General features: G+C 67.9%; 12 protein-coding genes. 8 read left to right on the top strand and 4 right to left on the bottom strand.

Annotation, left to right across the window (positions count from 1 at the left end; genetic code table 11):
• Window positions 1–81 precede the first annotated feature (81 nt).
• From ACFVBH_RS04585 to ACFVBH_RS04575, 3 genes are read right to left on the bottom strand one after another with little or no spacing between them, the layout of a single operon-like run.
• Window positions 82–1,197 carry a DUF6973 domain-containing protein gene (locus ACFVBH_RS04585; protein WP_378999769.1) on the bottom strand — a complete coding sequence of 372 codons (1,116 nt, stop codon included), beginning with the start codon at window positions 1,195–1,197 and terminating at the stop codon, window positions 82–84.
• Complete coding sequence (locus tag ACFVBH_RS04580; RefSeq protein WP_378999767.1) at window positions 1,194–1,385, bottom strand: hypothetical protein; 192 nt, start codon at window positions 1,383–1,385, stop codon at window positions 1,194–1,196. The genes ACFVBH_RS04585 and ACFVBH_RS04580 overlap by 4 nt, the downstream gene beginning before the upstream one ends.
• On the bottom strand, window positions 1,382–1,588 hold the full coding sequence (locus ACFVBH_RS04575) for a hypothetical protein (RefSeq protein WP_378999765.1): 207 nt from the start codon (window positions 1,586–1,588) through the stop codon (window positions 1,382–1,384). Before ACFVBH_RS04575 ends, ACFVBH_RS04580 begins: the two co-directional genes overlap by 4 nt.
• 138 nt (window positions 1,589–1,726) lie before the next feature.
• Between ACFVBH_RS04575 and ACFVBH_RS04570 the strand changes: the two genes are divergently transcribed.
• The 7 genes from ACFVBH_RS04570 (at window position 1,727) to ACFVBH_RS04540 (ending at window position 10,198) form a co-directional block, all read left to right on the top strand.
• A complete protein-coding gene (locus ACFVBH_RS04570; protein WP_378999763.1) occupies window positions 1,727–2,569 on the top strand; it encodes a patatin-like phospholipase family protein in 843 nt (280 codons plus the stop codon).
• Between the two features lie 601 nt (window positions 2,570–3,170).
• Window positions 3,171–3,494, top strand: coding sequence for an integration host factor, actinobacterial type (gene mihF, locus ACFVBH_RS04565; RefSeq protein WP_067521651.1), 324 nt, complete (start codon window positions 3,171–3,173; stop codon window positions 3,492–3,494).
• Between the two features lie 7 nt (window positions 3,495–3,501).
• The gene (gene gmk / locus ACFVBH_RS04560) at window positions 3,502–4,083 is read left to right on the top strand and encodes a guanylate kinase (RefSeq protein ID WP_354986370.1); all 582 of its coding nucleotides are present in this window, start codon (window positions 3,502–3,504) and stop codon (window positions 4,081–4,083) included.
• 88 nt (window positions 4,084–4,171) lie between these two features.
• Window positions 4,172–4,450, top strand: a complete 279-nt coding sequence (gene rpoZ, locus ACFVBH_RS04555) for a DNA-directed RNA polymerase subunit omega (protein ID WP_354986371.1) — start codon at window positions 4,172–4,174, stop codon at window positions 4,448–4,450.
• Between the two features lie 80 nt (window positions 4,451–4,530).
• Window positions 4,531–5,751, top strand: a complete 1,221-nt coding sequence (gene coaBC, locus ACFVBH_RS04550; RefSeq protein ID WP_378999760.1) for a bifunctional phosphopantothenoylcysteine decarboxylase/phosphopantothenate--cysteine ligase CoaBC — start codon at window positions 4,531–4,533, stop codon at window positions 5,749–5,751.
• A 202-nt stretch (window positions 5,752–5,953) separates the two neighbouring features.
• Entirely contained in the window at window positions 5,954–7,168 is a 1,215-nt protein-coding gene (gene metK / locus ACFVBH_RS04545) for a methionine adenosyltransferase (protein ID WP_354986373.1), read from the top strand.
• Window positions 7,169–10,198, top strand: coding sequence for a hypothetical protein (locus ACFVBH_RS04540; protein ID WP_378999757.1), 3,030 nt, complete (start codon window positions 7,169–7,171; stop codon window positions 10,196–10,198).
• A gap of 255 nt (window positions 10,199–10,453) precedes the next feature.
• Here ACFVBH_RS04540 and ACFVBH_RS04535 read toward each other — a convergent pair whose 3' ends face one another.
• Entirely contained in the window at window positions 10,454–11,299 is an 846-nt protein-coding gene (locus ACFVBH_RS04535; RefSeq protein ID WP_378999755.1) for an SDR family oxidoreductase, read from the bottom strand.
• A gap of 78 nt (window positions 11,300–11,377) precedes the next feature.
• Here ACFVBH_RS04535 and ACFVBH_RS04530 point away from each other — a divergent pair, with 78 nt between their 5' ends.
• Window positions 11,378–11,974, top strand: a complete 597-nt coding sequence (locus ACFVBH_RS04530) for a TetR/AcrR family transcriptional regulator (protein WP_354986375.1) — start codon at window positions 11,378–11,380, stop codon at window positions 11,972–11,974.
• Window positions 11,975–12,135: the final 161 nt, after the last annotated feature.

Raw genomic sequence — 12,135 nt, 5'->3', positions numbered from 1 at the left:
GCGATGAGGTGCATGCGCTCAGTGCCGGAACCAGCAACGCGATAACTACGGCGACGTATCGTTGTTTCATTTTCGCTCTCGCTATTCGGTGTTCGCCGGCAGTGGAATTCCCTTGCCATCGGGCAGCCCGGTCCGGCCGGGATTCACCTGGTCGCTCCACTTGATGACGGGCGCATTCGGATCCTCCTTGCTGACCACGATCAGTTGTCCGTCCGCGATGGCGGCCACTACTTTGGATTTGAGCTCATCGGCCGAGGCTCCGGGGTTCTCCAGAGCTATCTGCCTGCCGATGTTGTTGTTGTACAGATCCATCGCTTCGCGGTTTGCCGGACCACCGATTCCTTCATGTGCCGTCGCGAAATTCTTGGCAAAATCTTCGCCGTACTTGTCCGTCATCAAGGCGTTCCAGTAGGCGTGGCGGAGTGCGTCACCCTGTCCGTCGAACTCCGACAGCTGGAAGTCGCCCGCTTTGCCCGCATCTTCGGCCTGCTGCCTGATCGCTTTGAACTCGGTGAGTGTGTTCCAAGCGGTTAGCGGCCCGCCCTGTCGCCGGATGAGGTCTTCCAGGACCAGTGCCTCCGAAGCTGTCATGGAGGAAGGGGTGAAGTCCGGGTCGAAGAATCGAATCGCGTCCAGCACCGCGCCGTCCGGCCAAGTGACCATCCGGTCTTTGCCGACCTGATTTTCCAGAAGGATTCGGCGTAATTCCGGGTCGGTCGGCTTGGCGGTATTCTCGATCTTCACCGCATCCGAAAGTCCTTCGAGTACCTGACCGATCTTGGGCTCGGTAAGATCTGTGTCGCGAATTTTCGCCAGAGCTTCCTCGAGGTCCAGCGTGTAGTCACCCTGCGCCTCTTCCTTATCGGCTACGGCCTGGAGCGGGTTCCACCAGTGTTCTTTGGATGTCTCCCAATTGGACTTCCGGGACTGCACATTGCCGTTGGAATCGGAGAACAGGTCCCATTTCGAGGAGCTGACATCCTCGAGCACGCTGCGGATCTTCGATATTTCGCTGCGGAACGTCTCGTTGATCTCGGAGACCATGTCCGGCAGGAGCTCGATGACGTCCACGGTCGCGAGCCCGTCGGCCTTCTCGGTGCCGCTTCGTTCGCGCGCGGCATTGCCGGCCGGGCCCTTGAAGAACTCTCCGGACCTGGCGTACTCGCTGTCCGCGGCGGTGAACTCTGCTTCGATCAATCCAGGTTGCAGAGCGTCTCGTCGAGCGTCTTTGCGACCATGCAGGCTTCCATGCTCTTGCGGGCATCCACCCGGCCGGGCCAGCCGAGCGGAACCTTGCTCTGGATTGCCGCGCCACTCTCTCGCATGTAGTTCGCGAGGGCGTTCATCTTCTCGATCTCGTATCCGACCATGACTGTGCGGCTCACATTCCACTGGTAGAAGTACTTCGGACTGCCGGGATCGTCAGATCGAGAAATTGATCCGCGGAGGGCTGTAGGTGTCGTCGACCTCGTTCGCTTCGAGCGGTGTCGCCGTCGCCGGCCGACGTGGCCTCCGCGCGTTCTCGGATGAGCGAGATCGCATCGTCGATGGCGGTGGCGCGCGCACCCGCCCGCTCGTCGTCGTTCATGAATTCCGGACCTCTGCGGCACCGACAGTAATGACACTGAACAGCCGTGATCAATTCGATTCGACACCAAACCGTACTCCCGGTACGGCATTGGGAGTTCGGCGGGGAAATCGGCTGCCGGTTGGGTAGAGTTGTTTCATGTCCGACACGCTGTCGCCCAAGGGAATTGGCAACGCTCTCGTCCTGGGCGGGGGTGGCGCGGTCGGCATCTGCTGGATGGCGGGTCTCGCTATCGGCTTGCGCGAGGCGGGAATCGACCTCGCGCTGGCGGACCGGGTCGTGGGTACCTCCGCGGGCGCGGTCGTCGGGGCCGTGCTGACCACCCATGGCGATCTGCAGCGGTTGATCACGCCGCCGTCCGCGGAAACGCGTGCGACACCGATCAATCCGGCGGGGTTCGGTGAAATTCTGACGATCCTGGCGACACCGGGACTCGGTGCGCGGGACATTCGGAAGCTGGTCGGCGTCCGTGCGCTGGAGATGCGCGTCGGTGAGCCCGCGGACCACATCGCTCGTATCGGCGGGCTGGCCGGTGCACAGGAGTGGCCGGACGCCGATCTGATCATCACCGCGATCGACCTGGAATCCGGTGACCTGCGCGCCTGGACCCGCGACGGCGAAGCCACGCTGGCCGAAGCCCTGGCGTCGAGCACCTCGGTTCCCGGTGTCTTCCCGCCGATTCCCATCGCCGGTCGCATCTATATGGATGGCGGATTGCGCTCGCCCATCAACGCGGATCTGGCTGCCGGCGCCGACGTGATCGTGATCGTCGAACCGCTCGCGCACCTTTTCCCGCACGCACCGTCCGACAGCGAAATCGGTAGCGCCACAACCATTGCCATCGTTCCCGATGCGGCGGCCATCGCCGCGTTCGGCATGGACATGTTCAGCTTCACCGCCCTGGAGCCGGCCTTCGCGGCGGGTCATCGCCAGGCCGAGGAGGCCGCGCCTCGGCTGAAGGCCGTCTGGCCGAACCGCTGATCGGCGCGCCCGAACGAGCCCGGGTCCAGCGCGAACTCCGCTCTCCGCGAACAGCCGGGGGCCGTGCGGCGGCGCCTGAGCGGCTGTCTCAGCCATCGTGACGGGTGAAACGCCCGGGAAGTCGTGTCCGCGAGGTTTCACCCGTCTGCGGCTGCCTCGGGCCGCAAAACACGCCCGTGGGCGGGCGATGGCCGGTCCGACCTGCGGCGTCGCCGAGTGTTCGAATCGTGTTCGAATGTCGGGGGTGATGCGCGACACGCGGTGCTTAATCGCGCGACACGCCGAGAAAATCCAGAAAGTTCCAGGTCGGATGATTACAGGTCGGTCACGTTCTGAATCGGACATCGCGTAGCCGCTTCCATCCACCTCTTGAAAGCTGAAAAACCGCTGGCCACAACGACTTTCGTGGCTACGCGCGAGGGAGGCCGACGGCCGGTGTGAGCGCACCGCCGAGGGTGTGCATCGAACCCGGTCGTGCCCGGAATCACGCGCTGACCTGGGGGGTGGGTTCGCAATCGCCAAGCGTCGTGGGTACGGTCGCTGAGACCGCCGGGTTAGTCCCGGCGGGAGAACATGCAATGAACGATGAGACGGAGGAACCGTGGCCCTTCCCCAGCTGACCGACGAGCAGCGCGCTGCTGCTTTGGAGAAGGCGGCAGCCGCCCGGCGCATCCGGGCGGAGCTCAAGGAGCGCCTGAAGCGTGGCGGTACCGACCTGAAGACGGTCCTTGCTGATGCCGAGAAGGACGAAGTTCTCGGCAAGATGAAGGTGTCGGCTCTGCTCGAGGCTCTGCCGAAGGTAGGCAAGGTCAAAGCTGCCGAAATCATGAGCGAACTGGAAATCGCTCCCACTCGCCGCCTGCGCGGACTCGGTGACCGGCAGCGCAAGGCGCTGCTTGCCCGGTTCGACTTCAGCGCCGAATAATCCGAGGGTGGTCGAACACACTCGGAAGGGTCGACTGGTAGTCCTGGTCGGTCCCTCGGCCGTCGGCAAGTCCACCGTCGTGCGCTGCGTGCGCGAACGACTGCCCGAATTGGTATTCAGTGTGTCGGCCACCACCCGGGCCCCCCGGCCCGGAGAGGTGGACGGTCGCGACTACCGATTCGTCACCCGCGAGGAGTTCGACGCCATGATCGTGGCGGACGAGCTGCTCGAATGGGCCGATATCCACGGTGGACTACAGCGGTCGGGAACCCCCGCCGCACCTGTGCGCGAAGCGCTCGCGACCGGTCACCCGGTCCTGATCGAGGTGGACCTCGAAGGCGCCCGCTCGATCCGCAAGGCCATGCCGGAAGCCCAACTGGTCTTCCTGGCCCCGCCCAGCTGGGAAGAACTGGTATCCCGGCTGACCTCGCGAGGCACCGAATCGCCCGAGGTCATCGAGCGCAGGCTGCTCACCGCCAAGACCGAATTGGCGGCCTGTGACGAGTTCGACATCGTCATAGTGAACGACGAGGTGACGACTGCCTGTGAGCAGTTGGTATCCTTGTTCGTTAGCACAATTTCGAGGTAGTACTCGAAGAACCACGGCTCATCTTCGAAGTGAGCCGTTCGGTTCGAACACCAGCCACCTTCCGAACAACCCCGCAGGAGCCTTCCTAGTGAGTACGGATTTGAAGACCGCGGCCATCTACGACACTCCGATCGGCCTGACCAACCCGCCGATCGATGAACTGCTGGAGCGGACCTCGTCCAAGTACGCGCTGGTCATCTACGCGGCCAAGCGGGCCCGGCAGATCAACGATTACTACAACCAGCTCGGCGACGGCATTCTCGAATACGTCGGCCCGCTGGTCGAGCCGGGTCTGCAGGAGAAGCCGCTCTCGGTGGCCATGCGCGAGATCCACGCCGACCTGCTGGAGCACTCCGAAGGCGAATAAGCCCTCGGTGCGAGCAAAGGCAAGGCAATTCTCTACGGCGCTGGAGGCGTAGTGACGACACAATCCACCCGGGGCATGCGATGACCCGGGTCATCGTCGGTGTCGGCGGCGGTATCGCCGCGTACAAGAGTTGCGCCCTCGTGCGCCGGTTCACCGAAACCGGGCACGAGGTGCGCGTCATTCCCACCGAGTCGGCGCTGAACTTCGTCGGCAAGGCCACGTTCGAGGCGCTGTCCGGACATCCCGTGCACACCGGTGTTTTCGCCGATGTGCCGGAGGTCCCGCACGTGCGACTCGGCCAGGAGGCCGACCTGGTGGTCATCGCCCCCGCGACAGCCGATCTCATGGCGCGCGCCGCATCCGGCCGCGCGGACGATCTGCTCACCGCCACACTTCTGACCGCCCGATGTCCGATCCTGTTCGCGCCCGCGATGCACACCGAAATGTGGGAGCATCCCGCGACGCAGGCGAACGTGGCGACCTTGCGCGCGCACGGGGCCATCGTGCTCGAGCCCGCGCACGGGCGGCTCACCGGTGCCGACACCGGCGCCGGCCGCCTGCCCGAGCCGGAGGAGATCTTCGGTTTCGCGACCCTGCTGCTCGAGCGCACCGACGCCATCCCGCGTGATCTCGTGGGCATACGCGTCGTCGTCTCGGCGGGCGGCACCCGCGAACCGCTGGATCCGGTGCGATTCCTGGGCAACCGCAGTTCCGGCAAACAGGGCTACGCCATCGCGCGGCTCGCCGCTCAGCGCGGCGCGCAGGTCACGCTCATCGCCGGCAACACCGCGGGGCTTGCCGTGCCCGCTGCCGTCGAGGTCGTGAACGTGACCACCGCCGAGCAGCTGAAGGTCGCGGTCGACAAGCATTCGATCGGCGCCGACGCGGTCATCATGGCCGCGGCGGTGGCCGACTTCCGGCCGGTGAACGTGGCCGCGGCGAAGATCAAAAAGGGCGCGAACGAGCCCAATTCGATCGAGCTGGCCAAGACGCCGGACATCCTCGCGGGGCTCGTGCAGTCCCGGCGCGAGGGGCAGCTGGCGGGCACCGCCATCGTCGGCTTCGCGGCCGAGACCGGTGACGAGCACGCCGACGTGCTCACTCACGCGCGGGCCAAACTGGCGCGCAAGGGGTGTGACCTGCTGGTGGTCAACGCGGTCGGCGAGGGCAAAGCCTTCGAGGTCGACCACAACGACGGCTGGCTGCTCGGCGCCGACGGCACCGAGATCGCGCTCGATCACGGCTCCAAGGCGCTGCTGGCGAGCCGGGTGCTCGACGCGCTCGGCCCGCTGCTGCGCTGAGACGGAGACCGCGACACACCGAACGGGCAGGCCGTCGACGCCGACGGTCTACTGTCTGAGCCACAATCCTTGGGGCATCTGGGCGTGCTCGCCCTGTGACCGATGGTTTGGTAATAGTCTGAAACAAGGGGTTGTGCGGTGACGCGAAGCCGTCACCGTCACAGGCCGATACGAGAAACCCGTTGAGGGAGAGGGAATAACTGTGCGCACGACTGGCAGCCGCCTATTCACGAGTGAGTCCGTGACCGAGGGTCATCCGGACAAGATCTGTGATGCCATCAGCGATTCCATCCTCGACGCCTTGCTCGCGGCCGATCCGCGCAGCCGGGTCGCGGTGGAGACCCTGGTGACCACCGGCCAGGTGCACGTGGCCGGTGAGGTCACCACCTCGGCATACGCCGACATCCCGACCATCGTTCGCGAGAAGGTCCTGGAGATCGGATACGACTCCTCCGCAAAGGGTTTCGACGGCGCCTCCTGCGGCGTGAACGTCGCCATCGGCGCGCAGTCGCCCGATATCGCGCAGGGCGTGGACACCTCGCACGAGGCCCGCGTCGGCGGCGAGGACGACGCCATTGCGCGTCAGGGCGCGGGCGATCAGGGCCTGATGTTCGGCTACGCCACCATCGAGACCCCCGAGCTGATGCCGCTGCCGATCTCGCTGGCGCACAAGCTTTCGCGTCGCCTGACCGAGGTTCGCAAGTCCGGCGTGCTGCCGTACCTGCGTCCCGACGGCAAGACCCAGGTCACCATCGAGTACGAGGGCGACATCCCCAAGCGCCTGGACACCGTGGTCATCTCCACCCAGCACGCGGCCGACATCGACCTCGACAACCTGCTGACCCCGGACATCCGGGAGAAGGTCGTCGACTCGGTGCTGTCCGAGCTGCAGCTGCCGAACCCGCTGGACGTGTCCAACGTGCGCCTGCTGGTCAACCCGACCGGCAAGTTCGTGCTGGGCGGCCCGATGGGTGACGCCGGCCTGACCGGTCGGAAGATCATCGTCGACACCTACGGCGGCATGGCCCGTCACGGTGGCGGCGCGTTCTCCGGCAAGGATCCGTCGAAGGTCGACCGCTCGGCCGCCTACGCCATGCGCTGGGTCGCCAAGAACGTCGTCGCGGCCGAGCTGGCCGAGCGCGTCGAGGTGCAGGTCGCCTACGCCATCGGCAAGGCCGCGCCCGTGGGTCTGTTCGTGGAGACCTTCGGCACCGAGCGGGTCGATCCGTCCAAGATCTCCGCAGCCATCGCCGAGGTCTTCGACCTGCGCCCGGGTGCGATCATTCGCGATCTGGACCTGCTGCGCCCGATCTACGCGCCGACCGCCGCGTACGGCCACTTCGGCCGCACCGACGTGGATCTGCCGTGGGAGCGCACCGACCGCGCGGAGAAGTTGCGCGCTGCCGCCGGTCTGTAATTGACCGACACCGGACCGGCGGCGGGACGCCCCATCGCGCGGGTGCTCCCGCTGCTGGAACCGGCCCATCTCGATCGGGACTTCGACTACCTGGTCCCCGCGGAGATGGATGAGATTGCCCAACCGGGCGTTCGCGTTCGAGTCCGATTCTCCGGCCGCGTCATCGACGGCTACATCCTCGAACGCCTCGAAAAGACCGATCACACCGGCCGTCTGGTCCGCCTGGACCGGGTGGTCTCGAGCGAACGCGTCCTCACCCCCGAGATCCTTACCCTGGTAACCGCGGTAGCCGCCCGCTACGCCGGAACCCGGGCCGACGTCCTGCGCCTGGCCATCCCGCCCCGCCACGCGAAGGTGGAATCCGAAGGGCCCGAAGGCTCGACGAAGGTCACCAAGGCCCGCAAGTCCGCCGCGAAACGCGCCCCGTCTGCCCGCGCGCACTTCCAGGGCGACCCCGAACCGGTCCTGCTGGACGAGGAGTTCGAGACCCCCGGCGACGAAACACCAACGGCACAAGGCACATCCGCTGCGCAGAGCGGTGCTCACCCGCCCGCTGCCGCTAACGGTTCGCCGACCTCCGCAGGCACGGAAGGTCCGTCGGCCTCCGCCGCGTTCCAAGGTGTGAATTCTCCCCTCGCGCCGGCCTCCACGACTGCGCCCGGGTCCGTGCCCGGAAGCGAAGCCGCGCAGCAGATCTCGGATGCGGGCACGGTCGGCTCCGGCACCGGCTCTGCGGTATCCGGCGATAGGCCGCCCGGGCCCCGGAAGCCGGGGTCCGCGCATGCTTCGCGGGAGTCGGCAGTGAGCGGAGCCGAGGCCGCGAACGGTGGCGTGGACGACGATGCGGGCTCGCGGACGAGTGTCGGCTCGTCGACGCCGGGCGTGGATGCGACCGATGCCGGTGGCGACGCGGCGGGCAGCGATGTTTCTCGGGCGGATACCGCTCGGGACTCAGGGCGGAGGACCGAATTGGCTGAGACGGAACAATTTTCAGACGGGGAGGAGTCGGTCCGGTCCGAGGGGGTGCGAGGCGGCGCGTCCCCGACGGTCGTAGACGAGACAGCCGATGGTGCGGTATCCGATGTGGAAGTCGACGCACCCGGTGGTGAGTCGGTCCGTGCGGATGCTGGTGCGTCCAAAGGTGAGTCGGCGCGTGTGAGTGTCGAGACATCCGGTGATCAGCGGGTGCGAGCGGAAGCCGCCGCGGCCGATGGGGAGGTGGTCGGGGAGGACAGCGCCGGCGGGGAAGAGCGTGTGGCGGTGGGGGAACCGGGGGTGGACGTCGCCGCGCTGTATCCGGGGTGGGGGCGGTACGTGCACGGGCATTCGTTCCTCGGGGCGTTGGCTGCGGGGCGGGGGCCGCGGGCGGGGTGGCAGGCGTTGCCGGGGGAGGAGTGGGCCACGCGGCTGGCGGAGTTGGCGGCCACGACGGTGGGGAGTGGGCGCAGCGCGATCCTGATGGTGCCGGACCAGCGGGATCTGGAGCGGGTGCTGGCGGAATGTGTTGCGCTGGTGGGGGAGTCGGCGGTGGGGCTGGCGGCTGGGCTGGGTCCTTCGGCACGGTACCGGCGGTGGCTGGCGGCGTTGCGGGGGACCGCGCGGGTGGTGGTGGGGACCCGGAGTTCGGTGTTCGCGCCGGTCAAGGATCTCGGGCTGATCGCGCTGTGGGATGACGGGGACGACACCTATGCTGAGCCGCGGTCGCCGTACCCGCACACGCGCGAGGTTGCCATGCTACGGGCGCACGAGACCGGGGCCGCGTTCGTGGCCGGCGGCTTCGCGCGTACGGCCGAGGTGCAGGCGATCGTCGAATCCGGCTGGGCGCACGACCTGTTGGCGGAGCGTGCACTGCTGCGCCACGTCATGCCGCGCATCATCGCCCCCGGTGACAGCGATGCCGCCCTGGAACGCGATCCCATGGCCAAGGCGATCCGCATTCCCGGCGCGGCCTTCCTCGCCGCCCGCAAGGCCCTCGCCGCCGGTGAAGCGGTGCTCGTCCAGGTGCCCCGCCGCGGCTACATCCCCGCCCTGTCCTGCTCGAAATGCCGCACCCCCGCCCGCTGCCGCCACTGCAACGGCCCCCTGGCCCTGCCCGACAATTCCCCAGCGTCACAGCCGAATCGCGCGGTCCGCCGCGCCGCCGCCCAGTCCGAAGACCGACCGAGTTCACGCTCCGCCGCACGACAGCCCGCACACCTCTCCGACCCGGCGTACGAGCGTGGGTCCGGGTTGACCTCGTCGCGGGACGGGGTGGCGGGGGCGCACAGTCCGGCTTGCCGGTGGTGCGGCATCACCGAGGCCGCGTTCCGGTGTGGCGCTTGCGGTTCGCGGGCGTTGCGGGCCGTGGTGATCGGCGCCGCCCGCACCGCCGAGGAGCTGGGGCGTGCTTTTCCCGGGGTGCCGGTGCGGGGGTCCGGCGGCGCTTCGGTGCTGAACACGGTGCCCGCGGGGGCACAGGTCGTGGTGTCCACCATCGGAGCCGAGCCCACGGTGCCCGGGGGGTACGGGGTGGCCATGCTGCTGGACGGGTGGGCGCTGCTGGGGCGGGCCGACCTGCGAGCCGCCGAGGATGCGTTGCGGCGGTGGATGTTCGCCGCCGCGCTGGTGCGGCCGGGCGGGCAGGCGTTCGTCATGGCGGACGCGGGGTTGCCCACCGTCGCGGCGCTGGTGCGCTGGGATCCGGTGGGGCACGCCCGATTCGAACTCGACGAACGCACCGAGGTGCGGTTCCCGCCGGCGGTGCGCCTGGCCGCCATCGACGGCACCGCCGACTCCATCGCCGAATTGCTCACCCAGGCAAAGCTTCCCGACCAGGTCGAGGTACTGGGCCCGGTCCCGCTCCCGCCCGGCGCCCGTAAACCGTTCTCCTCCGGCGATTCCCCGGCCGAGGTCGAGCGCATGATCCTGCGCGTGGACCGCTCTGGTGGCGCTGCCCTGTCCCGCGCCCTCACCGCCGCCCAGGCGGTCCGCAGCACCCACAAATCCGACGACCCCCTGCGCGTTCAGATCGACCCGATCGACATCGGCTGACGTGCCCGTGCCCGCCACGGCCGTCACATCGTCCGGCGTTGGCGCGGCACCGCAGACCGCGACCTCACGGCCGCCCAGCAAGTCGCCGGCAGCCGGCCCCGGCGTCTATCACCGCCGCGCCGTCGGCCGTCGCAGCGGTCGTGCCCGATGATCGGTTTCTGGGCAACAACACTCGCCCGGCACCGGTGCCGGAGACAGTGCCTGCCGACCTCTCGGTAGATGGCCGGCACCTGACATCCGCCCGGATGAGGGCTCTCAGCGGAACGCGTCGGCCACGTATTTCGCCCAGTCGGCGTAGCCGGTGGCCGGGCGGCCCAGGACCAGTTCGACGTCGGGGCTGACCTGCTGTTCGGCCTCGGTCGGGGAGCCGAGGATCGACAGGGTGTGATCCGCGACCGATTCGGGCATGAACTTCAGCAGTTCGGTCCGTGCCTGCTCGGGGGTGAGCTCGACGAACCGGACCGGCTCGCCGAGTGCGGCGGACAGCGCCTCGGCCTGCTCGCGCGGCGTGACGACCGCCGGCCCGGTCACCGTGTACGCCCGGCCGTGATGACCGTCCGCCCGCAACGCCTCGACCGCGACCGCCGCGATGTCGAACGGCACCACCACCGGCAGCCCGACATCGCCGAACGGCGCCGGCACCACGCGCTGCGTGCGCACCGGCTCGATCCAGGCGAAGGAGTTGCTGGCGAAACCGCCGGGGCGCACGACCGTCCACTCCAGATCCGATGCGGCGAGTGCCTTTTCGAAGGCGAGCAGGCGGGCGTACCCCGGGCTGTCCGGCCGTGTCACCGCGCCTTGCGACGACAGCAGCACCACCCGCCGCACACCCTGTGCGGCAACGACTTCGAGCACTTCACGAGGATCGGGCCCGCTCACCAACTGCTCACCCGCGATCAGCAGGAACAGCGTGTCCGCCCCCGCGACCGCCGCGGCCAGGCTCGCCGTATCGCCCACATCGCCACGCCGATGCTCCACGCCCTCGGGCAGGTTCACCGGCAGTTCGCCGCGCGAGACCGCCACGACCTTCTCCCCGCCCTGCGCGAGCAGGTTCACCACGATGCCGCCGACGTTTCCGGTTGCTCCGGTTACCACGATCATTGCTTCGGACTCCTGAGTTAGTTGGCTGACTAAACAGAAGATAGACCGTCCGACCGGTCGTTGTCTATAGTCAGTCGCATGACTAACTCAGTCTCGGATGGCGCGACAGCGAAGCCGGCGCCGCGAGCGGGGAAGCGCGAGCGGCTCGCCGACGCCGCGGCCCAGGTGTTCTACGAGCGCGGCGTGGAGAAGACCACGATCGCCGACATCGCCCGGGTCGCGGACGTGCCGGTGGGCAACGTGTACTACTACTTCAAGACCAAGGACCAGCTGATCCAGGCCGCGATCGGCGCGCACGAGCGCACGCTGAAAGACGTCATCGCGGCGCTCGAGCAGCTCGACGCGCCCGCGGAACGCCTCAAGGCCCTGGTCCGCGGCTGGGTCGACCAGCGAGACATGGCGGCCCAATTCGGTTGCCCGTCGGGAACTCTCGCGACGGAGCTGGACAAACGCTCCGACGGCCTGGAACGCGAACTCGCCGCGGTGATGCGGGAACTGCTCACCTGGATCGAGTCACAGTTCACCGCGATGGGACGCGCCGACGCCCGCGAGCTGGCCGTCGCCCTGTTCTCCTCCTACCAGGGAATCTCCCTGCTCACCAATACCTTTCGCGACCCGGACATGATGGCGGCCGAAGGCGAGCGACTCCAGCGCTGGATCGATTCCCTGGTGTGAGAAGCGATGATCGGCCGACCGAGCGCGCTGGACCGCGCCGGCCGGGCGCGGCCGTCGGCCATCCCATCCCTGTGTGGATGACGACCGCGCACACCCGGTAGGGCATGGAATTCCGCGCGCGGCCGGATCCGAACCGGGAACTCGGTTGTGCGCGGCGCGAA

It is taken from the genome of Nocardia sp. NPDC057668 (assembly GCF_042799795.1).
Taxonomy (GTDB): Bacteria; Actinomycetota; Actinomycetes; order Mycobacteriales; family Mycobacteriaceae; genus Nocardia.
This window is presented reverse-complemented; position numbering and strand designations above follow the sequence as displayed.